Origin of the sequence: Oribacterium sinus, from assembly GCF_963537195.1 — a bacterium.
Classification (GTDB): domain Bacteria; phylum Bacillota; class Clostridia; order Lachnospirales; family Lachnospiraceae; genus Oribacterium; species Oribacterium sinus_A.
The window spans coordinates 1-24,854 of sequence record NZ_CAUTEG010000017.1 but is presented as its reverse complement, the minus strand read 5'-3'; the positions used below and the strand labels follow the sequence as shown (position 1 = coordinate 24,854).

The window sequence follows — 24,854 nt, the reverse complement described above, 5'->3', positions numbered from 1 at the left end:
TTTATTTTCCTAAAGCCTTTAAAATAGCTTTGTGTGCTTCTCCAACGGTTTTAATCTGAAAGCTTGCTTCTTCCGGAATTTCAATGCCGAACTCTTCCTCAATTCCCATAATAATCTGTACAATATCCAAGGAATCAGCATTTAAATCCTCTACAAAACGAGAATCTTCCGTAATTTCCTCTTTCTTGACATGCTGTAATTCTCTGGCAATAATTTCCTTTAACTTATCCAATTCCATATTACTGTCCTTTCCTGTAATCTATTCTTCCTTGCTTTCCTCTTCTTTATCAGAGAAATCCAAGGCTTCCGCAATCTTCTTGGTCAAGCCCTTTTCTGCAAATTCCTTGGCCTGTCGAATGGCCGTAGTAATCTCCGCTCCATCCGTATTTCCGTGAACCTTTACCACGAGCCCCTTTAAGCCTAAGATAGGAGCTCCACCATGGCTTTTGGCATCAAATCTTTTCATTCTCTTTTTTAAAGCAGAGGAAATGAGTGCACCCCCCACCAAGGACAGGGGTCCCCCTTCTTTAATGCCGGCCTTGATTTCGGAAAGAAGCATCTTTCCTACACCCTCGTACATTTTCAAAACCACATTTCCCACAAAGGCATCTGCAACCACTACGGAACAGCTTCCTTCCACAATATCTCTGGCCTCCACGGAACCGATAAAGTTTAAGTCCTTTTCCTCCTTACACTTTTCCATGGCAGCTTTCACCAGAGCATTTCCCTTTTCTTCTTCCGCACCGATATTTACCAGGCCTACTGTTGGGGAGGGAACGCCCAGCATTTCCTTCATATAGATGGCACCCATCTTGGCAAACTGTACCAGCCACTCCGGATGGGCATCCACATTGGCGCCGCAGTCTGTAAGAAGAGTGACTCCCTGTCTTGTAGGCATTAAAGCCGCAAGGGGAGGACGGAGTACCCCCTTTTCTCTTCCTACAATCAGCTGTCCTCCGGCTAAAATTGCTCCGGTGGAACCGGCAGAAAGAAAGGCCTCTGCCTCTCCCTCCTTAACCGCCTTCATTCCCTTAACGATACCGGAGTCCTTTTTTCTCCGAATGGCCATAACCGGAGACTCATGCAAGCTGATATTCTCGCTACAGGGAATAATCTCTATTCTTTCTGTATCATATTGGTATTTGGCACATTCCTCCTGAATGGCTTTCTCATCACCGAAGAGAAGAAGCTTTGTATTCGGGCAGGAAGAAAGGCTGTCAATTGCCCCTTTTACAATGGCAGCAGGCGCTAAGTCCCCTCCCATGGCATCAATGGCTATACGAATCATATTCACCTCATCTGAAACTCGTTATTTCTTCTTAAGGAATCAGAAATATGATAGAGTATTCTTGATTTTCTGTCAATTGTAAGCAGCAAGCCATTTCTTGCTAGATTACTGTCAAGTAATCGTTGGTAACTCCATCATGCAGACTAATGAATGTCTCAATTTTTGTGGAGAGAAAAAAGATGACGGGTTATTGACCATTTACAAAAAAAACAGTAAACCGACTTGATTTACTGTTTTTTTATATTAGAATATTTTTTTCTGAAATATATTTGATCAAAACAAATTATTATTAATTCATAGAATCAAACGCACTTTTTGCGAATAATCGTTACTCTAACTATTTTCATCTTTCTTTAAAATGGCTTTCCTAAAAAATGTAATAGCTATTTTACAAACCAAATAATTAACCCAAAATACTATGATTACATAGTTAGAAATGAAGTTCTTTAAGCTCCATGTTCTATCGGTAAAATATGCTATCATAAAGCTTGTTAGCATTTGTACTACCAGTATTAAAAGTGCACGTAATATCTCCTGTTTCACAAATTTCATACTTTAATGTCCCCATCGTTTACTGAATGACCAAGAACCCACATACTGTGTTCTCGCCGAATCTAAATAATATTTGTTTTCATATCTAGTATAAATTTTACCCACGCTGTGGCTTGAATATACATCACTTGTCAAATATAAATAATTCGGCAAAGTCGCCGCTCCTGCTGCTATTCTTCTTCTAATAACTATTTCCCTATTTTGAAGTAAATTAATACAATCTTGAATTGCATTTTTCTCAAGTGATATCCAATAAATTTACTACATCCCGAATTTGTTATAATTAACTTATTTGAAGCTTATCATTATTGTAGTTTATTTTCAAGTATTTACTGCTAAATTTTGAAATATTTTTTTACACACGTTTTGTCCTATAACGCTCATTTCTTCCTTGTAAATATAAAAAAAGGTAGCTAAAACTATAGCTACCTTTAAGTTTGATATTTGGTTTGAAATGCAATTCTAACTCTTATGGTATATTTTTCTGCCCACTATAATCATCAAAAGAATAGTAAGAGTATACACAAAAAACTCAAGTACTCCTCTTAGTTTCCAAACAGAAAATACATAAGAAAGAGTAAACCCTACCACTACGACTACAATGGGATATATCATCTTAAGATTTCTCATTTCTTTTTATTCTTCCATCATCTTCTTGGACTCTTCCACTACACGATTCTGGATATCTCCGGGAGCCTGCTCGTAGCGAACGAAGTAGAAGGAAAAGCTTCCTGCTCCTCCGGTCATGGAGCGAAGGTCGGTGTTATAAAGATAGAGGTTACTCATGGGAAGCTCAGCCTCAACCAGCTGCTTTCCGTCTCTAAGGGCGGTCATACCCAAAATCTTTCCTCTACGCTTATTCAGATCTCCCATAATATCTCCGGTAAAGGTATCCGGAACAGTAACATTCAGGTGTGCAATCGGCTCTAAAAGCATGGGGCTTGCCTGTAGGAAAGCATCCTTAAAAGCCATGGAAGCCGCTGTCTTAAAGGCCTGCTCGGAGGAGTCTACCGGGTGGTAGGAGCCGTCCAGTAAGGTGGCATTGACTCCTACAACAGGATATCCTGCCAAAGGTCCCTTCTTGCAGGACTCTGCAATTCCCTTTTCAACAGCCGGGAAATAATTCTTCGGTACAGCACCGCCAAATACCTGCTCCTTAAAACTATAGGCCTGGTCATAGTCAAAGCTTGGAGAGAATTCCATAACAACATCTCCGTACTGTCCGTGTCCACCGGACTGCTTCTTATATTTACCCTGAACCTTTACCGTCTTCTTAATGGTCTCACGATAAGCAAAGCGTGGCTTTTCCAGATTAATGGAAACATTGTATCGATCCTTTAATCGGGAAGCCAAAACCTCTAACTGCTGTTCTCCTATAGCATAAATTAAGCTCTGTCTGTTTTCCGGGTCAGCCTGTAATCTGATGGTTCTGTCCTCGTCCATCATCTTCTGTAAAGCAGTGGAAAGCTTATCCTCATCCGCCTTCTGCTCTGCACGATAAGCCATAAAGGTAAAGGGCTCGGAAAGCTTAGGGCCATGATACAAAATAGGCGCATTACGAACGGAGATGCTGTCTCCGGTTTCACTGATACTTAACTTTGCTACCGCACCGATGTCTCCACTCTTCAGCTCAGGCACTTCGATAGGGGTATTTCCCCGAAGGAGATAGAGCTTTCCCACCTTTTCCATGCTTTCTTTGTTCACATTGTAAATCTCGGAATTGGCCTTTAATACACCGGTACAAATCTTAAATAGACTGTATTTTCCAAGGAAAGGATCTGCAATAGTCTTCCAAATCTTTGCGCTCAAGCTCTTATCGGACTGATACTTTGCTCTAAAGTGCTCTCCGGTAGAAGCATCCACACCGATGGATTCCAAGGACTCGGGAGAGGGGAAATATTTCTCTAAAACCTGAAGTAATACATTAAAGCCCTGAACATTGGGGCCTGAACCCATAAGCACCGGAGCAATCTTGCAGGCTTCTACATTCTCCCGTAAAGCGGCCTGAATCTCTTCTACCGTAAACTCTTCTCCGGCAAAATACTTCTCCATCAGTTCATCGGAGCTTTCCGCTACTGCCTCCAGTAAGGCGGAACGGGCAATGGTTAAGTGCTTCTCCACATAGTCGGGAATGGGGCAAGCCTCATATTCATTCATCTTTGTAAAGCGTCTTCCGGCCATCTTTACCACGTTTACAAAGCCCACGAATTTCTCATTTTCACGGATAGGAAGCTGGAAAGGTGCTACGGACTTACCGAACTGCTTTTCCAGATCCAGAACCAGCTGTCTGAAGGAAGCCTTGTCATCATCCATATTGCTGACAAAGAAAAGTCTGGGAAGAGCATTGGCTTCACAAAGCTCCCAGGCCCGTACCGTTCCCGGCTCAATCCCCGCCTTACCGTTTACCACGATAATCGCCGCATCTGCCGCAGAAACAGCCTCTTCCACCTCTCCTACAAAGTCGAAGTATCCGGGAGTATCCAAAATATTCATCTTCAGCTCTCCGGACTCTCCCTTATACTCGATAGGAATCACGGAAGTGGAAATGGAAAACTTCCGCTTCTTTTCTTCTTTATCAAAGTCAGACAGGGTGTTCCCGTCATCAACACTGCCCATTCTATTAATTCCAGAAGTTACATAAGCTAATGCTTCTGCAATGGTGGTTTTTCCGGCACCTCCATGACCTAAAAGAACTACGTTACGAATACTGCCGGTTTCATAAACTTTCATAGATCCTTCCTCCTATTTCTAACAATGCAGCCTATTGCATGTCGCAAGATATATAGTTGTATTGTATATGAAAAAAGGCAATATTACAAGAAAATCCGTTGTTTTGTATTATAAGTCAAAGAGGGACATCTGATTGGATAGGGGAATGTCACCTAGAAGTCCCAATTCATGGAATTTGTCTGCAAAGGCCTTGGGGCAGTGGGTTCTTTGAATAAAATCATCTTTGGACAGGTATTTTCCATATTTTGCGCCCTCTTCTAATCCCTGGGCCACCGCTTCTCCCAAACCGGCAATACAACTAAAGGAAGGCATAATCTCTCCCTTTTCCGTGATTTGGAAGTCCTTTGCCTTCGCCTTGTAGATGTCTAAAGGAGCAAATTGAATTCCTCTGGCATACATTTCCTCACAAATCTTCATATCTCGAAGACAGAGCTGATCTGTTGCGGAAAGCTTCTCTCTGGAGGAGTACTCCTTAATATGAAAACGGAGCTTCTCCACACCGAAGCACATTTTGTCAAAGTCAAAGCCGTCCGCTCTAACCGTATAATAGGCGGTATAGTATTCCTTAGGGTAGAAGACCTTACAATAGGCTACACGATAAGCCATCATAACATAGGCTGCCGCATGGGCCTTAGGGAACATGTACTTGATTTTTTTACAGGCATCAATGTACCACTGAGGTACTCCATGCTCCAGCATGTGCTCGCACCACTCATCCTTTAAGGGCTTATGCTTTCTGGTAGCCTCCATTATGTTAAAGCTTTCTCCCGGCTCCAAGCCCATGTGCATCAAATACACCATGATATCGTCACGACAGCAAATAGCTTCACGAAGGGTGGTTACCCCGCTTAGGATAAGATCCTGGGCATTGTTCAGATAGACATCCGTTCCATGGGAAAGTCCGGAGATACGAATCAGGTCGGAAAGGTATTTCGGTTTGGTATCCTGTACCATTTGCATAGCAAACTGGGTACCAAACTCCGGAATCCCCAGGCAGCCCAATTCCACCCCCTGAATATCTGCCGGGGAAATGCCTAAAGCTTCCGTGGATTGGAACAAGGACATCACTTCAGGAGAATCCAAGGGAATATCCTTTACCGGATCCAAGCCCGTTAAATCCTGCAGCTTTCGAATCATGGTGGGGTCATCATGTCCCAGAATGTCCAATTTCAAAAGGTTATGGTCAATCTTATGGTAGTCAAAATGGGTGGTAATAATGGGGCTTTCCGTATCATTGGCAGGATGCTGTACCGGCGTAAAAGTATTGATATCCTCTCCGTGGGGAAGCACCACAATTCCTCCCGGATGCTGTCCGGTGGTTCTTCTGATTCCGGTGATTCCCGCTACCAGACGATTCAGTTCTGCAGTTCTCTTCTTCTCCCCCCGCTCTTCATAAAATTTCTTAATCATACCATAGGCGGTTTTTTCAGCTAAAGTACCGATAGTTCCCGCCTTGTAGGTATTTTCCTCTCCAAAAATAGCTCCGGTATAGGCATGGGCCCTGGCCTGATATTCTCCGGAGAAGTTTAAGTCGATATCCGGCTCCTTATCTCCGTCAAAGCCCAGAAAGGTTTCAAAGGGAATATCAAAGCCCAGACGGTTTAAAACCGTACCGCAGTGGGGACAGGTTTTACTGGGCATATCATATCCTGCCATACCGGAATAGGACTTTACCTCCTCCGAGTCAAAGTCCGTGTAGTAGCAGTTGGGGCAGACATAGTGGGGAGGCAATGGGTTTACCTCGGTAATATGGGCCATGGTAGCGGCAAAGGAAGAGCCAACGGAACCTCGGGAACCTACCAGATAGCCGTCCTCATTGGACTTATCCACCAGTTTTTGGGCAATAATATACATCACGGAATAACCGTTAGAGATAATAGAATTTAATTCCGTCTCCAAGCGGTTTTCTACCATTGCAGGTAAGTTTGGGCCATAGATTTTATGGGCAGTTTCGTAGCAAATCTGCCGTAAAGTTTCGTCTGAATGTTCAATAATCGGAGGACACTTGTCGGGCCGCACCGGCTTTATCGGCTCACACATTTTCATGATTTTCAAGGGATTGTCAATGACCACCTGCTTTTGGGTATTGCTGTCCAGATAGGAAAATTCCTCCAGCATCTCCGTGGTACTTCTAAAAAAGAGCTTCGCCTCTCCTTCCTCATCTGTCATTCCCTTGGTAGCTAAAACGATTCTCCGAAGAACATCATTTTCCTCATCCGCATAATGGGCATCACAGGTAGCACATACCGGCTTTTTTAACTGTTCTCCCAAGGCAATAATCTTCTTATTATAGTCAATCAAATCCTCTTCCGTTTCTGCGGAAAAACGATCTGATTCCAGCATATAGGCATTATTCCCTAAAGGTTGAATTTCCAGATAATCATAGAAGGAGGCAATCTCCAAAAGCTGCTGGTCATCCGCCCCTCGCACCATGGCCTGAAAAAGCTCTCCGCTGGAACAGGCTGAGCCGATAATCAGTCCTTCCCGATATTTTTTCAGCAAAGACTTGGGAATTCTCGGCTTCATTCGGAAGTACTGCAAATGGGACAGAGAAACCAGACGATAGAGGTTAATTCTTCCAATATCATTTTTTGCCAGCAGGATAATATGGTAGCTGGGGAGCTTTCGTGCCTTCCCCACCTGATCCACCTCCAACCGGTCGATTTCTTCTAAGGAGCTAACGCCTCTTTGCTCTAAAAGCTCTAACTCTTTTAGATAAATTCTTGCAGTAGCCTCCGCATCATCTACTGCTCTATGGTGGTGCAAAAGCTCAATCTTTAATTCCTTCGCCACGGTGTCTAACTTAAAACGATTTAACCTGGGTAAAAGCAGGCGGGACAAGGCCACCGTATCGATAACCGGTGCTGAAAAAGGAATGTTTAAGGCCTTGGCTTTGGTGCTGACAAAGTGATAGTCAAAGTCCGCATTATGAGCCACCAAAATCGCATCCTTGGCAAAGTCCAGAAATTGTGGAAGCACCTCTTCGATTCCTTTGGCATCCATTACCATGGAATCATCTATAGAGGTTAACTGGGTAATTCGAAAGGGAATCGGCACTCCCGGATTTACAAACACATCCATCCGGTCAATGATTTTTCCGTCTTCAATCTTTACCGCACCGATTTCTATAATATGATTGACTCTCGGATCAAAACCGGTGGTTTCCAAATCAAATACCACGGTGGTACTGCTTAGATCTCTCTTGCAAGCATTTTTTACAATGGAATCCAGGTCATTTACCAGATAGCCTTCCATGCCGTAAATCAGCTGTAAATCCTTCTGTCTTCCTATCTTTTTCAAATAAGCCATGGCATCCGGAAAGGCCTGTACCACACCATGATCCGTGATAGCCATGGCAGGCATGCCAAAATCCAGGGCTCTGTCGATATATTTTTCAATATCTGAAACCCCGTCCATATCCGACATCTTGGTATGTAAATGCAGTTCTACCCGCTTTTCTTTCTCTAAATCTTCTCTCTTTTTCCGGGTGAAGGAAGATTTCTTGATTCCCTGCACATGGGCCAGCTCCATCTCCTGGTCGTAGCTGTCATACTCCATAGTTCCCTTGATGCAAATGGCATTATCCTTTTTGAGAAAGGCTCTGGCTTCCTCCAGATTTTCTTCCTCCACAAAAATCTTAGAGGCTAAAGAATCCGTATCATCCGTAAAGGAGAAGCTGAAAATGGTTTTTCCGGAACGGGTGGCTCGTTCATCCACCTGAATAATCAAACCTTCCACCGTTACCAAACCGCCATCCTCCGGGATATCCTTTAAAGGAATGGGGGTATCGCTAAAATCTCTGCCATAGTACACATCACTATGGTCGGAACGCTTAAACTGGAACTTTCCTTTGCTAAAGCTTTTTTTCTCAAAGCCCTTCTTTTCAAAGGATTTTTCCCCGGAGCTTGTCTTCTGTTTGAGAGAATCTTCTATGGATTTCTTCTCTAAAGTAGTATTAGCACTATTCTTTGCTAAACCGACATGAGTATTTCCCGCATTTTTCTCAGCATCAAAGTCTTGGCCTTGTCCTGCAAATTTCTCTGACGAGCTGTTTCCATCAGAAAGTGCGGAACTCTCTTGGCTTAATGAAGCTGCTTCTCCATCCTGTATTGCCCTATCTTCTGTTCCGGAATAAGCTGCACTTCCCTCTGCCCCTGGATAAATATCGGACAATCCTTCTTCTGAATATCCCGGATTCCCGGAAGAAGAATACAGAGAGGCAATCGCCTTATCCTCTTCCTCCTCAGCCTTTTTATTTGCCGGCACAAACCGGATGGTAAAATGGATAGGAACACCGCAACGCTCTTCAAAAATCTTTTGAATGACCCTAACACATTCCTTTTCTTCCTTTTGAAAAAGAATTTGTTCCTCTAAAATAAGAGAGAGACGATTGTCTTCTCTCCATTCCAGTTCTCCCTGCTTCATCATCTGATACAGGAGAATGTTTCTTTCCTTTAATTCCTCAAAAAGAGACTTTTCATAAAACTCATAAAGTACTTTTGCCGTATATTGGCTGGATAGATGAAAGCTTTCCCGGATGCAAATGCTGATTTTCTTCCCGATAAAGAGCTGCTTATAGATAGCCTCTTCCATTTCCCGAATATCACTTCGCTCCAGTAAATGATCGCTATGCAAATAAATACTCAGCTTCGACCTGTCTTTTTTCAAGGTGATTCTGCTTATGGTGGTATTCAAAAACATTCCCCTTAAATGCTCCGATACCGTTAATTCCTGAAATACTTGAAAAAACTGCTTCATGCCTATCCTTTCTGTTTATTTAATCAGGGTATTTTTCTATTTCCTCCTTGAGGGCGGAAAGCAAATCCTTCTCTTCCACCTTCCGAATCACTTCACCGCGCTTCATCAAAAGCCCTACACCCTTGCCCCCGGCAATGGCCAGATCCGCCTCCTTGGCCTCTCCGGGACCGTTTACCACACAGCCCATTACCGCAAGCTTTAAGGACTTTTCCGGATAGGACTGGACAAGTTTTTCCACTGCATTGGCAAGAGAAATCAGATCAATATCCGTCCTTCCACAGGTAGGACAGGAAACCACATGGATACCACCCTTTTTCAGTCCCAGAGTTTCCAAGATTAGTCTTCCGCTTTTGATTTCTTCCACAGGGTCTGCAGAAAGGCTCACACGAATCGTATCTCCGATTCCTTCTCCCAAAATCATGGCCAGTCCCATGGCGGATTTGATATTTCCGGACCAAACTGTTCCGGATTCTGTGATGCCTACATGCAAAGGATAGGGGCAGGATTCTGCCACAATTTTATGGGCTTCCACCGCCATCAAAACATCGGAAGACTTCATGGAAAGTACCAAATTCTGATAGCCCATTTCCTCTACCAAACGCAAATTCGCCAAGGCAGACTCAGCAAGTCCCTGTGCAGTAACTCTACCATGATATTTTTCCAAAACTTCCTTTTCCAGGGAACCGGAATTTACCCCGATTCGAATGGGAATCTTTCTTTCCTTGGCGCAGTCCACCACAGCCCGAAGCCTTTCCGAAGAGCCGATGTTTCCCGGATTAATACGGATTTTATCCGCGCCGTTTTCCATGGCAAGAATCGCCATGCGGTAGTCGAAATGGATATCCGCAACAATAGGAATAGGAGAAGCCGCCTTTATCTCCTTTAAGGCAAATGCCGCTTCTTTTGTAGGTACGGTAAGCCTAATCAGTTCACAGCCGGCCTCTGCCAGTCTAAGAATTTGGGCTATACTTCCCTTGATATCCTCCGTCTTGGTATTACACATGGACTGTAAAACCACCGGATTCCCACCGCCGATTTTAAGTTTTCCTACTTCTACCACCCTTGTATCTTCTCTTTTGAACATAGTATTCCTTTATACAATAAACTTATGAGCTAAAATATTTCGAATAGGCTCCGGTCAACAAATTAAACACATCATTTCCGACAATCAATACCATAAGGGCTAGTAGAAAAACCATCCCTGCGGTATTGATTCGCTCCTCCCACTTGGGATTCAGTTTCTTTCTTGCCAGCATTTCCAAAAGAATGAACAGCAATCGTCCTCCATCCAGGGCGGGAATAGGCAAAAGGTTCATTACCGCCAAATTTACGCTCAACATCATGCTTAAGTTTAGTAAAACCAGTAGCATTACGAAAAATCCGTATTGGCTGGAGCTGGAAACACTTTCTCCGATGACCGCAACCGTACCCACCGGACCCATAACTTCCTGTCTGCTTACCTTTCCCTTACCAATCAATGCCAGACTGTCAATCACCACTCTGGCATTGAAGGCCAGTTCATAAAAGCTGTACTCTATAGTCTTTAAAGGGTTTTGAAACTTCACTCGCTCAGAGGAAAGAGCCACGCCCATACGATAAAGTCCTGTAGAAGGATCCTTATAGGCAGGGAACTGAAAACTAAGCTTTTCCCCATCTCGAAGAACCGTAAGACTGACTTCTCCTTCCTGCACCTCCTCCTTATGAAGCTCCATATACATGGCAAGCTCGGAGTAGCTATGAACAGTTCTTCCTTTGGCATTTCCGATTTTAATGAAGCGAATCTCATCTCCCTCCTGTAAACCGCTTTCCATGGCAGGAGTAGATACATTGGAGGCAGCAATTTTCGGAAGCTGTACCCCAATCGTTCCGGTGAGGAAAAGAGCAATCAAAAAGCCTAAAAGGAAGTTGTTGAAAACGCCGGCAATACAGATAATAAAACGCTGCCAAGCCGGCTTTCCTTCAAAGCTCTTCGTCTTTAATTCTTCTTCGCTATAAATTACTCCATCAAAATTATAGACATTTTCCGCATTATCCTCCTGCTTTGGAGCCAGAAAATCACCGGAGCCTGCCGCATCCTCTCCCAGCATGGCACAGCTCCCCCCCAAGGGGAGTAACTTTAAGCTATATCGGGTATTTTTATATAAAAAGGATAGGAGTCTGGGTCCCATCCCAATGGAAAACTCATTTACCCCTACATGAAAAAACTTAGCCGCAAGAAAATGCCCCAGTTCATGGAAAAAAACCAAAAATGACAGGGCAAGTATGGCCAATACTATACTCAATTCTTCTCCTCCTTATGTAATCTTCTTACTTCTTCTCTGGCCCACTGCTCCGTTTCGAAAATTTCCTCTACAGAAGGAAATTCTATCCAAGTTTTTTCGTGTTCCTTCATGCAATGGGCAATGCTTCTTGGAATCTCCATGAAACGAATTTTATCCTCTAAGAACAAGCGAACTGATTCTTCGTTAGCCGCATTATATACCGTAGGCATACTGCCTCCTTTGGCACCGGCCTCCATTCCCAAAGCAAGCCCCGGAAAATCCTCCAAGGAAGGAGGAAAGAAATGCAGGGAAAAGACCTTGGAAAAATCTATTCTTTGTTCCCGGTAACACTCCCTTTCCTCTTGGAAGAGAGCGTAGGCAATGGGCAGGCGCATATCCGGTACCCCCATCTGCCCCTTTACTGCGCCATCCTGAAAGACTACCGCAGAATGTAAAATACTTTCCCGCTGAATCACTACCTGAATCTTCTCCATGGGAATATTAAAGAGCCAGTGGGCTTCCATCATTTCCAAACCCTTATTCACCATGGTAGCGGAATCAATGGTGATTTTTTGTCCCATGGACCAGTTAGGGTGCTTTAAGGCATCCGCCTTGGTTTTCCCTTCCATCTCTTCCTTTTTTAGCCCGAAAAAAGGACCGCCGGATGCCGTTAACAAGATAGATTCCACAGATTTTTCTTCTTCCCCCCGAAGGCATTGCCAGATGGCGGAATGTTCCGAGTCAATGGGAAAGAGCTTCGCCCGGTATTCCGAAAGCATAGGCATAATCAAATGCCCTGCACAAACCAGCGTTTCTTTATTGGCTAATGCAATTTTTTTCCCTGCTTTGATCGCGGATATTGTGGGGAGAATCCCAATCATTCCCACTAAAGCAATCACCACCATATCTGCCTCCGGAAGTGTGGCCAGCTCTATCAAGCCCTCCATTCCGGAAGACACCGGCATATCCAAATCGGTGGAAAGCTTTTCCGCTAAAGCTTCTTCATATACACAAAGCTTGGGAACCTGCCATTCTTTAGCCTGCTCCTTCAAAAGCTCTATTTTGGATTTCACCGAAAGTCCAATGACCTTATGCTCTGGATGATCCTTTAAAAGGGATAGACACTGGGTTCCGATAGACCCGCTGCTCCCTAAAATTACGATATTCATTCTCTACCTTCCCAAATTACAGTGAAGACTTACTTTATAAGTATATCAAGGATAAGTCTAACATGACGATTTAGTGTTGCGATATTATTAAATTTGTCGTTTTTCTTTATTGCTTCAGTTCTTATCTATGTTTTTCTTGCTTATTATAAAGTGAGGGACGATTGTTTTTCCTTCTTTTGTATTAAATCTTTTTAAAATAATCTAAAACTGTTATGCCATAGTAAATAATGGGCGCCGTAAACAGAACAGAATCAAAACGATCCAAAATTCCTCCATGTCCGGGAATCAGATGGCTGTAATCCTTGATCTGAAAATCCCTTTTCATTCCGGAGGCCATCAAATCTCCACCTATGGAAAATAAGGCGGCAAGGGATACTGCCAGCGCCAATAATAAGGGGGATAAATGCAAAGGAAGTCCGTGCCCCTTAAAGACAATTGCAAAAAGGAAGGATAAAATCCCCGCTCCAAGAATACCTCCCACAGCACCTTCCCAAGTCTTTTTCGGACTTAAAACCGGCGTCATTTTATGCTTTCCAAAGAGAAGTCCGGCGCAGTAGGCACAGGTATCCGCTCCCCAGCTGGATAAAAACACCAGCCAGACCAGAATCTTCCCATGGGGAAGACTCCTACACAGGTAAATATAAGATAAAAGAATTCCGGCGTAGGGAAAAACCAAAAAGAGCAGTGCAATCTCCCGAATATCCGCTTTGGGATAGCTTAATACATAATAGAATCCCAAAAGAAAAAGATAAGAAAGAAGCAAAAAGAAAGAAATAGGAAGGTGCAAAAATAAGGCTGAATAGTAAAGAACAACAAAAAAATAAGACAAGAAAGAAATCCCCTTCTTATCTAAGGAAAAGCAATGCAATAATTCATAAGTGGCAAAGAGAGATAAAAATAGGCAAAAAAACAAGACCGGTAAAGCTCCCAGAGGAAGAATTCCAAATAACAGTAAAAGCAGAGCAATACCGCTAATCAGCCTTGTCAGAAAAGAACTCAACTTGTGTTCATTTTGTCCCTTACTTTGTTCCGTCCTATTTTCCTTTTGTTCTACCATATACTACCCTTTACTATAATTTCTATAATCCCTAAACAATTTTCAAAGTTATTCTTCCTTACATTCCTAGCTTCATAGAATAAAAGTTCCTGTAAAAGAAAGACAAATTGTTTATGCCTTCCGTCCACCAAAGCGTCGCTCCCTGCTCTGATAGGAGGAAATGGCCTTTTCCAGCTCTTCCAAGTTAAAGTCCGGCCAGTATACTGAGCTGATATAATACTCCGCATAGGCGGACTGCCATAGGAGGAAGTTGGAGGTACGAAACTCTCCGGAGGTGCGAATCACTAAATCCGGATCCGGCGTTCCTGCAGTATCCAGATAGTTCGAGAACTCTTCTTCCGTAAGATGAGAAAGCTTCTCGCTGAGCTCTGAAGGAGAACTTTCCAGGGCAATTTTACGAATAGCTCTAATCATCTCGTCTCTGCCCCCGTAATTTACGGCAAAGCTGAAAAGCATACCGGTATTTCCCTTGGTGCTCTCTTCCAGCTCGGCAATTCCTTTTTGTATATCCTCCGGAAAACGACTTCTTTCCCCAATCATTTTCGCTCGAACATTATTGGCATTGGCTACGGTGATTAACTTTTTCATATAGAAGCGAAAGAGCTGCATCAAAGCTCCCACTTCTTCCTCGGAACGTTTCCAGTTTTCCGTGGAAAATCCGTAAACCGTTAAATACTCTATGCCAAGCCTGGCACAATCTTCCACGGTTTGTTCCAGCGTCTCACAACCCTTTTTATGGCCTAAAGCCCTTGGTAACGCATGAGAAGCCGCCCAACGACCATTGCCATCCAAGATGATGGCAATGTGCCTTGGAAGGCTTCTTTGCTCTTGATTATTTTGAAAAATCATACAGTCATTAATTCCTTATTCTTAGCCTCAACAGACTTGTCAATTTTCTCAATCATATGGTCTGTAAGCTCCTGAATATCCTTGGTTTGTCTACTCAGGTCATCCTCGGTGATTTCCGCATTCTTTTCCAGCTTCTTCGCTAAATCCATAGCATCCCTACGAATATTTCGAATGGCAATCTTAGCGGCCTCTCCCTTTTTCTTTACATCCTTGGTTAATTCTTTACGTCTCTCCTCGGTAAGCTCCGGAAAAACCAGACGAATCACCTGTCCGTCATTGGTAGGATTTATTCCCAGTTCAGACATATTGATTGCTTTTTCAATTTCCTTCATAACAGACTTATCCCAAGGCTGAATCTGAAGAATTCTCGCCTCCGGTACAGATACGTTTCCTACCTGCTGAATCGGGGTGGGTGTACCGTAGTAATCCACCATAATACGGTCTAAAACGTGGGGGTTGGCTCTTCCTGCACGAATAGTTCCCAGCTCACTCATCAGGTTATCGTGAGTCTTGTGCATCTTCTCAATGTAAATGGTAAATTGATCATCCATCTTTCTTTCCTCCGGCTCTTCTTATCTTGTATACTAAAGCTTTATTTCATGGAATAAAGCTTTATTCATAACGAGTATCGCTCGCAAAGCGTGCGATATCTCGTTTATAGGACAATGATTCTTTTTGAAACTCAATCCGCTGTAACTCTGGTGCCTCTATGCTCTCCCAAAAGAGCCTTGGCAATACCGTCTTCCTCTTCTAAAGAAAATACGGACAAGGGAAGTCTGTTTTCCAAGCAAAGAATGGATGCGGACAGGTCAATTACCTGCAGTTTTTTCTCCACTACCTCATCAATGCTTAAGCTTTCATATTTCTTTGCATCCGGAAACTTCTTGGGATCCTTATCATAAACGCCGTCAATGGCCTTAGCCAAAAGAATCTCCTTACATTCCAATTCCAATGCCCGAAGAACTACTCCGGTATCCGTAGAAAAGAAGGGATGTCCCGTACCTCCGGCGCAAAATACCACCTGTCCTTTTTTCAAAGCCTTCACCGCCTTATCCTTGGAAAAAAGCTCCGCCATATCTCCTACGGCAATGGAGGACATAATCTTCGTTTTCAATCCGCTGATGCGGAAAATTTCAGAGACATAAATACAGTTCATCATGGTGGCTAAAATTCCCACCTGATCTGCTTTGTAGCGGTCCACCTGCTCTGACTGTCTTCCTCTCCAGAAATTGCCTCCGCCAATCACAATGGCGACTTCCACCCCTTGGCTTACGGCTTCCTTCACCTGCTTGGCTACGGCAAAAATCACATCATCGGAAAAACCGAAGTGCTTTTCCCCTGCCAGGGCTTCTCCGGAAAGCTTTAACATCACTCTTCTATTTGGCATACTAACCTCCCTTTTGACTTTCCCTAGTTTACCATACAAAAAAAGCCTCGGCAATTCTTCCGAGGCTTTTTCCTGTAAAAATAAACTTTACGAAGGATTCTTTTAATTATTCCTTTGTAGCATGCATGAAATACCAGAAACCGTTTGGATGATGCCATACATTCTTTAAATTCTCTTTCTGTAACCAGGTATCATTGTAGTAGGCAATAGGAGCAATAGCGGCATCCTTAAGAGCTAACTGCTCTGCCTCATGCATAGCATCATAGTAAGCTGCCTTGTCGGTAAGGGTCTTTGCCTTATCCATAATGGAGTCATATTCCGGATTAGAATACTTACCGTCATTGTTTCCGTTGGTAGTCACCAAAAGATTTAACATATTGGCAGGATCATCCCAGTCATAGAGCCATCCCTGTCTTGCAATGTCAAAGTTTCCGGAACGACGGTCTGCCGTAAAGCTTGCCCACTCCAAAATGTTAATAGAGCAATTTAATCCAAGCTCCTTTTTCCATACATCCTGAGCATACTCCGCTACCGGCTTATGATAATCCGTATCATTGGTTGCATAGGTAAATGCAGGGAAGCCCTCTCCATTGGGGTAACCTGCCTCAGCCAAAAGCTCCTTTGCCTTTGCAAGCTGTGCATCATAGCCCTTTAAATCAAAAGCATTGCCATACTTTTCCTCGGTAACCTTCTCAAAGGAACTTCCTTCCTTCGCATCGGAAACACCGGTTCCCACGAAGTTGGTTGCCGGACTGTAAAGCCCCTGCATAATGCTGTTGGCAATATAATCACGATCCAATGCCAAGGATAATGCCGCTCTCACCTTAGGATTGTTGAAAGGCTCCTTATTGCAGTTGAAAATCATAAAATAGGTTCCGCGCAGGGGATCAATATGATAATCTGCTGTCTTTTGAACACTCTCTAACTCCTCCTTGGGGAAATCTCTGGAGAAATCCAGGTCTCCCTGATTGTAAGCGGTATAAGCTGCATTGGAGTCCTTTACCAAAAGCCAGTTAATGGTTTCAAAGGTAACGTTATCCTTATCCCAGTAATTCGGGTTCTTGGTCAAAACATACTGCTCATCCTGGGTATAGGCGGATACATAGTATGGACCGTTGGAAACGTAAGTCTCAGCAGTGTTGGTCCAAGCGTCTCCGTTTGCTTCAATGGTAGCCTCCTGTACCGGAACCATTACCGCAAAAGCACAGATTTGCTCGAAATAGCTACAGGGATAGGCAAGATGGATAACAAAGGTCTTATCATCCGGTGCTTCTATTCCCAAAGCATCCAGATTGCCTGCAGAGGCCTCCTTATAGCCCTTCACCATGCCCAAAAGCTCTTCCGCATAGGGCGCTGCAGTGGCAGGATCGGCTACTCTCTTCCAAGAATAAAGAAAATCCTTAGCGGTTAAATCTGTACCGTCAGACCACTTTAAGCCATCCCGTAAATGGAAGGTATAAGTTAATCCGTCATCACTCTTCTCATAGCTTTCCGCCTGAGCGGGAACGATGTTTCCGTCCTTATCATAGCGTAAAAGTCCTTCAAAGGTGTGGTTAATCATGTTTGCCGCTTCTCTGGCGTTGTTTAATGCAGGATCAATTGTCTCTTGGGGTGGTCCGATTTCCACGTTTAATACGGAATTATCGGAAGCCTCTGCTCCCTCCGCCTTTGTAGCATCACTTCCCTGCTTTCCGTTGTCTGCTGATTTTTGTCCTCCGCAGGCCGCCAAGGATACAGCTACAGCCATGGAAAGTCCCAGAAAAATTTTTTTCTTCATTACTCCTCCTCTTCAATGAAACGAAGCGTTTCGAAAAACTCGAAACAATCGTTAAGTTAAAAACCTTTGAGATTCTACCATAGAAAAACGGTCAGGACAATGCCCGACCGTTTTTCTTTTATATACTTTTTAAATTTCTTTTAAGCTTTTTTACCATACATAAATAGGAAATATCCCGTTGGGGTATGCCAAACATTGCTTAAGTTCGGCTTCTCCAGATAAAACTCCGTGTAGTAAGCCACAGGACAAGCGCCATAGTCCTTTAACAGAACCTGCTCCGCCTGATGCAGATAATCATAGTGCTCCTCTACATTTGCAGTCTTTCTCGCCTTGTCCACCAAAGCATCAAAATCCGGATTGCTGTACTTACCGTCATTGTTACCGTTTCCGGTTTCAAAGAGGTTAATCATATTGGAAGGATCGTTGTAATCCATTACCCAACCGTTTCTTGCCACATCATAGTTTCCGGAACGGCGATTTGCGGTTACAGTCTTCCACTCCTGGATATCGATGTTCATGGTCAGTCCCAACTGCCCCCAAGCATTTTGCAGGTACTCTGCTACAGGCTTATGGTAGCTGGCATCATTGGTCAGGTAGGAAAATGTCGGGAATCCCTGTCCGTTTGGATAGCCTGCTTCAGCCAGTAATTCCTTGGCTTTTGCAAGGTTCTCTTCGTATTTACTGTTATCAAAGAAATTACCGTACTTTTCTTTGGTCACCTCTTCAAAGGAGGAGTTCTCCGCTGCATCACTGATTCCGGGACCAACCAGATTGTTTGCGGGAGTATAGGTTCCCTGCATAATGGTATTGGCCACATAATCTCTATCCACCGCTAAGGAAAGAGCCTCTCTTACCTTAGGATCGTTAAAGGGAGCCTTCTGGGTATTAAAGCTGATATAATAGGTACCCATCATCGGATCCAAGTGAAATTCCTCATTTCCCTTAAGGCTTGGAATCTCTTCGGAAGGAAGGGTTTTTGCCAAATCCAATTCTCCCTGATTGTAAGCGGTATAAACAGAGTTTCCATCTTCAATCAGATGCCAAACAATCTTATCAAAGGTGATATTATCCTTGTCATAATAATACGGATTCTTCTCATAAACGATTCTATCCCCATCCACATATTCCGTCATGCGATAAGGTCCGCTGCTGACATAAGTTTCCGGCTTTGTTGCCCAGGCATCTCCATTTTCTTCTACCGTCTTTTTCTGTACGGGAGCTGTAGAAACAAATGCTGCAATCTGGTCAAAGAAGGTGCAGGGACTACTTAGCTTTACCACAAAGGTATCTTTATCAGGAGCGGAAACCTGTAAAGCATCCAGATCCCCGTTGGAAGCCTCTTCATAACCTGCCACCACACTTAGTAAATCATAGCCGTAGGGAGCTGCCAAAGCGGGATCTGCCAAGCGCTTCCAGCTATATACGAAGTCCTCTGCCGTTAAATCCGTTCCGTCAGACCACTTTAAGTCGGGACGAAGATGAAAAGTCCAAGTAAGTCCGTCATCGGAATGTTCCCATTTTTCCGCAAGTCCGGGCACAACATCGGAATTCTTGTCTATACTGAGCAGACCGGTAAAGGCATGCAGAATATAGGTGGCTCCATCGGATGCAGAGTTTAAAGCAGGATCCATGGTTTCCGGAGAAGAACCAACCTGAACATTAAGTTCTCCACCTGCGGAAGCTTCAGAAGCCTCAGCAGCCTGACTGCCGCTTTCCCCCTTAGATTCCTGTTTGCTCTTATCGGCTCCGCCACAGGAAACCAAAAAGGCCAAACTCAAAGCCGCAATGGGAAGTAGGTACTTTGCTTTTCTCATAAATTTCTCCCTTCTAAAATATTGGTCATAGTGTCTATATAGGAAGGAGCCTATTCTTTGCTCATAAGCTTTTGAATCACTCCTAAACCTCATGTATTGCAACAGGATTAAACACCCCACCTTACTGCTATTCCTATTATGACAGTATGGCTTTATCTGTTAATTCACCCTGTCTAAATGATGACAGGCTGCAAAATGTCCGCTTTCCACCTCTTTAAATTCCGGCTTCTTCTCCGCACATAAACCGTCTGCATAGGGACAACGGGTGCGGAAGGGACAACCTGATGGCGGATTTACCGGGGATGGGACATCTCCGGATAAGATAATTCTATGGGATGCTCTGGCCACCTTTGGATCTGCAATGGGAACCGCAGAAATTAAGGACTTGGTATAAGGATGCAGTGAATGGAAGGTGATGGTATCACTATCCGCCAGCTCCACCAAATGCCCCAGATACATTACCCCAATTCTGGAGGAAATATGATTTACGATAGATAAATCATGGGCGATGAAGAGATAGGTCAATCCCAGCTCCTCTTGCAAATCCTCAAACATATTCACTACCTGAGCCTGGATGGACACGTCCAAAGCAGAAACCGGCTCATCACAAACGATAAATTCAGGATCCACTGCTAAAGCTCTTGCAATCCCGATTCTTTGCCGCTGTCCTCCGGAGAACTCATGGGGATAACGGTTGGCATGCTCCGAATTCAGTCCTACCTTTGACAATAAAGATAAAATCTTCTCCCTTCTCTCCGCCTTGGAAGCACAAAGCTTGTGAATATCAATAGCTTCTCCAACAATATCCTCTACAGTCATTCTGGGATCCAAAGATGCGTAAGGATCTTGGAAAACAATCTGCATCTTCCTTCTGTAGGGAAGCATATTCTTCTTGATTTTCTTTTCCGCATCAAAGATGACTTCTCCGCCATAAGTGATACTTCCGCCGGTAGGCTCTGTTAAACGAAGGATAGAACGGCCTGTTGTAGTTTTGCCGCAGCCGGACTCTCCTACCAGACCAAAGGTTTCTCCCTTATTGATAAAGAAGGAAACATCATCCACAGCCTTAACCACCTTATTGCTTCCTGCCACAGGAAAATACTGCTTTAAGTGACTTACCTCTAATAAACGCTCCGGCATTTACGCTTCCCCCCTTTCCTTCAAAAATTCTTCCTTCTGTTGCATAAAACATCTGGCATAATGCACACCCTCATACTGATTCTTCTCCGGCTTATGGGTTAGACAAAGCTTCATACAGTTACTGCATCTTGGCGCAAAGCCGCAACCCTTTGGGGGATTCAGAAGATCCACCGGCTGTCCTTCAATAGGTACCAGCTTGGAATAGTCATGCTCATGGAATTTTGGAATAGAACGAAGCAGCCCCTTGGTATATTCATGCTTCGGATTATAGAAAATATCATCCGTTGTTCCATATTCCACAATTTCTCCGGCGTACATTACTGCAATATAATCGCACATGGAGGCCACAACCCCTAAGTCATGGGTAATCATAATAATTCCCATGCCCAATTTCTGCTTTAACTCCTGCATCAACTCTAAAATCTGTGCCTGAATGGTTACGTCCAGCGCAGTAGTAGGTTCGTCAGCAATTAAAAGCTTAGGCTCACAAGCCAAGGCGATGGCAATCATTACTCTTTGCCGCATACCTCCTGAAAGCTCATGGGGATACTGCTTTAATCGCTTCTCCGGCTCATTAATACCAACCAATTCCAAAAGCTCCTTGGCTCTCTCCATAGCCGCTCTTCCCTTTTTATCCGTATGAAGGGAAACCGCTTCCGCAATCTGATTTCCAACAGTCCATACCGGGTTCAAAGAGGTCATGGGATCCTGGAAAATAATGCTGACTTCATTACCTCTAATCTTCCGGAGCTCCTTTTCACTCATTTCATGGATTTTATGACCATTAAACTCTACCGAGCCTCCCACGATCTTACCGTTCTGGGCGGTAAGTCCCATAATGGAGTAGGCGGTAACGGATTTTCCGGAACCGGATTCTCCAACAATTCCTAAAACTTCTCCCTCGCGCATTTGCAGGGTAACGTTATTTAAAGCCTTTACCTCTCCCGCCGGAGTAAAGAAGGATAAACGCTCTTCTTGAATATCCACAAGATATTGACCGGACATATTTTCCTCCTTACTGCTGTTTCAATTTCGGGTCAAAGGCATCACGCAGGCCATCTCCCAAAAGGTTAAAGCTTAAAATGATAATAAAAATCAAGAAAGCCGGGGCAAAAAGTTTTTCCGGATAGGTTTGGAATCCGTTTAAAGCGGCACTGGCCAAAGATCCCAAAGATGGCATCGGTGCCTGTACACCCAGTCCTAAAAAGGAAAGGAAGGACTCGGTAAAAATGGAACTGGGAATCTGTAAGGTAGTGGTTACAATCAGGGTACCGATACAGTTTACAATCAAATGCTTAAAGATAATACGACCGGATCCTGCACCCAAAGCCTTTGCCGCGGTAACATACTCACTCTGCTTTAAAACCATAATCTGAGAGCGGACGATTCTGGCCATTCCCACCCAGTAGAGCAAAGCAAATACGATAAACATGGAAATCATATTGGAGCCAAGCTTTTGCATCCAGGCAAAGCCCGGTTTGCTGGCCAATGCTTCCAGAGGGAACTTCAAGGTCTGAGCCAAAAGGATAATAATCAGTACGTCGGGAACCGTGTAGATAATATCCACGATTCGCATCATAATCATATCCACTAATCCGCCGAAGTATCCGGCGATTGCCCCAAATATGGAGCCAATGACCAGGATCAAAACGGAAGCCACAAGACCTACCGTCATGGAGACTCTTCCTCCTACCAGTACACGAATCATATAGTCACGACCATTTTGATCCGTTCCCAAAAGATGCGGAAAAACCTTTTCCCCTGCATCAATTTGCTTCTGCTCCGTCTTTGAGTACTGCATGGGAGCCAAACGCTCCGAGCCCTTCATCTGCTGTTCATACTTATAGGGATAAAAGCTGGGTACCAGAAAGCAGAAAATAGTAATCAAAAAAACAATAAACAGGGCACTCATAGCAATTTTATTTTTCCGGAAACGATGCAAGCCGTCCTTCCAGAAGCTTACGGATTCTCTCATAAAGACCAGAGACTCCTTATCCTCCACAGAAGCCGGAGTAAAATCTTCCAAGCTCCACTGAAGGCTCAAGGGATTATTCTTTATTTCTTCCATTTTATTCTCCTTACTTTAATTTAATTCTCGGATCCACAATTGCGTAAGCAATATCCACGAAAAGGTTCATGATAATAATAAATACCGCCAGGAAAATGGTGGTTCCCATAATCATGGAATAATCTCGGCTGGTAATAGAGCTTACGAACTCCGAACCAAGTCCCGGAATATTGAAAATCTTTTCAATAATGAAGGAACCGGTCATTAAAGCGGCAAGCAAGGGTCCAAGATAAGTAATCACCGGTAAGATTGCATTTCGTAAGGCATGCTTGAAAATTGCTTTAAAAGTTGTAACCCCCTTGGCCTTTGCGGTTCTCATATAATCCTGCCCCATAACATCCAGCATGGAAGAACGCATCAATCGTGCCATATAGAAGGTGGGATATAAAGCCAAGGCCACCACCGGCATAATATAGCTTTGGGCATCCTTTAAGCCAAGAGAAGGCAGCCATTTTAACTTCGTGGTGAAGATATAAATTAAAATCGTAGAGGACAGAAAGGAAGGAATGGCTATTCCCGCAGTGGATAAAACCACCAAAAGGTTATCAATAAACTTTCCTCTGTTAAATGCAGCTACGGCCCCTAAAGGAATTCCGGTGCAAACTGCAAGGATTAGTGCAAGTCCTCCCACCTTTGCGGAAACCGGAAACTTCGTTCCTATAATCTGGGATACCGTTCTTCCCCTCTTCTTAATGGATAAACCGAAGTCTCCCTTTAAAATGCCGGTCATATAGGTGGTGTATTGCTGAAATAAAGGCTTATCCAAACCATATTTCGCCTCCATAGCAGCCTGGGCCTGAGGCGTTACTGCCTTCTCGGACAAGAACGGCCCTCCCGGAACCATATTCATAACAAAAAATGTTAATGTTGCTACCAAAAAGGCTGTAATTAAGGACATAATCGCCCTTTTTAAAATATACTTTGGCATAGCGCCCTCCTTCTTTAATGAATTTACAGAGAAATATACACGATATGCCCCGGACTTTCAAGACACAATAAAATGAATTTTTGGCATCAGATTGCATTTTTTTTAGACAATTCTTGGAATCTTTCTTTTTATCAATAAATTTTTTAATTTTATCAAAAGACACAGCCAAATAAAGACTCTATTTTGTGTCTTTAATATCGCATAAACTCATCATTTTTATTCGCACTAATGAATAAAAATGAATTTATAATCTTAACGAGTATCCCCCGCTCGGTGTGCAATATCTGCTTTAGAGCAAAAAAAGAGAAGAGACTGTAAAAAATCAAAACAAGAAAACTATTTTGATTTTTACAGTCCCTTCTCCGTATAGAATAGAAAACTCTATGGTAGAAAAATATCTTATTCACTTTCTCCCGGCATCAGCCAGCCCTTTTGACTGGTATGCAGAAGCTCTTCCGCTCTTTCAGATAGGGGTTTCTCCAGATAATCCTGGTAAACCAGCTTGATAGAAGGATTCTCATGACAGAAACGAAGGGTTCCTTCCCGATCCTGCTTATAGAGAACCGGTGCACGATGGGCAGCCATTTCCTTCTGATCATGAATCGGCTGGCCACCACCGCCTACACAACCTCCCGGGCAAGCCATGACTTCTACAAAGTCATAATGCACCTGTCCCTTCTTTAGAGCTGTTAAAAGGCGATCTGCATTAGCCAATCCGTTAACTACGGCAATCTTTAGCTTATTGCCGGCAATATCAAAGGAGGATTCTTTCCAGCCGTCCATTCCTCTTACATCCTTGAAAGCATCCGGATCCGGATTCTCTCCTGTTGCCAGATAATATGCGGAACGTAAAGCCGCCTCCATAACACCGCCGGTTGCGCCGAAAATATTACCTGCACCGGAGCCCAGTCCTAAAGGCATATCCAGCTCTATATCCTTCATCTTCTTGGGTGAGATATGCATAGCCCGAATCAAGCGATTCACCTCTCTTGTGGTTAAAGCTACATCTACATCAAAATTGCCTTCGCTGTCTGTCATATTGGGATAGGAGCATTCCGCTTTTTTCGCAAGACAGG

At 43.7% G+C, this 24,854-nt stretch carries 18 protein-coding genes; all 18 read right to left on the bottom strand.

What is annotated here, in order from left to right:
- Nucleotide 1 precedes the first annotated feature (1 nt).
- The gene (acpP, locus tag RYL27_RS03590) at nt 2-238 is read right to left on the bottom strand and encodes an acyl carrier protein (RefSeq protein WP_183683992.1); all 237 of its coding nucleotides are present in this window, start codon (nt 236-238) and stop codon (nt 2-4) included.
- Between the two features lie 21 nt (nt 239-259).
- Complete coding sequence (plsX, locus tag RYL27_RS03585) at nt 260-1,288, bottom strand: phosphate acyltransferase PlsX (protein ID WP_314965299.1); 1,029 nt, start codon at nt 1,286-1,288, stop codon at nt 260-262.
- Nucleotides 1,289-2,476: 1,188 nt separating this feature from the next.
- Nucleotides 2,477-4,570, bottom strand: coding sequence for an elongation factor G (locus RYL27_RS03580; protein ID WP_314965297.1), 2,094 nt, complete (start codon nt 4,568-4,570; stop codon nt 2,477-2,479).
- A 108-nt stretch (nt 4,571-4,678) separates the two neighbouring features.
- Nucleotides 4,679-9,328 (bottom strand): PolC-type DNA polymerase III, encoded by a 4,650-nt coding sequence (locus tag RYL27_RS03575; RefSeq protein ID WP_314965295.1) that lies wholly within the window; start codon nt 9,326-9,328, stop codon nt 4,679-4,681.
- Between the two features lie 19 nt (nt 9,329-9,347).
- Entirely contained in the window at nt 9,348-10,412 is a 1,065-nt protein-coding gene (ispG, locus tag RYL27_RS03570; protein WP_314328069.1) for a flavodoxin-dependent (E)-4-hydroxy-3-methylbut-2-enyl-diphosphate synthase, read from the bottom strand.
- Nucleotides 10,413-10,434: 22 nt separating this feature from the next.
- Entirely contained in the window at nt 10,435-11,610 is a 1,176-nt protein-coding gene (locus RYL27_RS03565) for a M50 family metallopeptidase (RefSeq protein ID WP_314965294.1), read from the bottom strand.
- Nucleotides 11,607-12,758, bottom strand: coding sequence for a 1-deoxy-D-xylulose-5-phosphate reductoisomerase (gene dxr / locus RYL27_RS03560; protein ID WP_314965292.1), 1,152 nt, complete (start codon nt 12,756-12,758; stop codon nt 11,607-11,609). Before dxr ends, RYL27_RS03565 begins: the two co-directional genes overlap by 4 nt.
- Nucleotides 12,759-12,939: 181 nt before the next feature.
- On the bottom strand, nt 12,940-13,815 hold the full coding sequence (locus tag RYL27_RS03555) for a phosphatidate cytidylyltransferase (RefSeq protein WP_314965290.1): 876 nt from the start codon (nt 13,813-13,815) through the stop codon (nt 12,940-12,942).
- 111 nt (nt 13,816-13,926) lie between these two features.
- Complete coding sequence (locus RYL27_RS03550; RefSeq protein ID WP_314965288.1) at nt 13,927-14,664, bottom strand: isoprenyl transferase; 738 nt, start codon at nt 14,662-14,664, stop codon at nt 13,927-13,929.
- A complete protein-coding gene (gene frr / locus RYL27_RS03545; RefSeq protein ID WP_007156174.1) occupies nt 14,661-15,215 on the bottom strand; it encodes a ribosome recycling factor in 555 nt (184 codons plus the stop codon). The genes RYL27_RS03550 and frr overlap by 4 nt, the downstream gene beginning before the upstream one ends.
- Nucleotides 15,216-15,346: 131 nt before the next feature.
- A complete protein-coding gene (pyrH, locus tag RYL27_RS03540) occupies nt 15,347-16,051 on the bottom strand; it encodes a UMP kinase (RefSeq protein ID WP_183683983.1) in 705 nt (234 codons plus the stop codon).
- A gap of 106 nt (nt 16,052-16,157) precedes the next feature.
- Complete coding sequence (locus RYL27_RS03535; RefSeq protein WP_314965286.1) at nt 16,158-17,828, bottom strand: peptide ABC transporter substrate-binding protein; 1,671 nt, start codon at nt 17,826-17,828, stop codon at nt 16,158-16,160.
- 140 nt (nt 17,829-17,968) lie between these two features.
- Nucleotides 17,969-19,642, bottom strand: a complete 1,674-nt coding sequence (locus tag RYL27_RS03530; protein ID WP_314965284.1) for a peptide ABC transporter substrate-binding protein — start codon at nt 19,640-19,642, stop codon at nt 17,969-17,971.
- A gap of 159 nt (nt 19,643-19,801) precedes the next feature.
- Nucleotides 19,802-20,782 carry an ABC transporter ATP-binding protein gene (locus tag RYL27_RS03525; RefSeq protein WP_314668384.1) on the bottom strand — a complete coding sequence of 327 codons (981 nt, stop codon included), beginning with the start codon at nt 20,780-20,782 and terminating at the stop codon, nt 19,802-19,804.
- Entirely contained in the window at nt 20,783-21,787 is a 1,005-nt protein-coding gene (locus tag RYL27_RS03520) for an ABC transporter ATP-binding protein (RefSeq protein ID WP_314965283.1), read from the bottom strand.
- A 10-nt stretch (nt 21,788-21,797) separates the two neighbouring features.
- A complete protein-coding gene (locus RYL27_RS03515; protein ID WP_314965281.1) occupies nt 21,798-22,850 on the bottom strand; it encodes an ABC transporter permease in 1,053 nt (350 codons plus the stop codon).
- Nucleotides 22,851-22,860: 10 nt separating this feature from the next.
- Nucleotides 22,861-23,778 carry an ABC transporter permease gene (locus RYL27_RS03510; protein ID WP_314965279.1) on the bottom strand — a complete coding sequence of 306 codons (918 nt, stop codon included), beginning with the start codon at nt 23,776-23,778 and terminating at the stop codon, nt 22,861-22,863.
- A 399-nt stretch (nt 23,779-24,177) separates the two neighbouring features.
- Nucleotides 24,178-24,854, bottom strand: a 677-nt coding sequence (locus RYL27_RS03505) for a [Fe-Fe] hydrogenase large subunit C-terminal domain-containing protein (RefSeq protein WP_314965277.1), incomplete at its 5' end; no start/stop codon positions are given.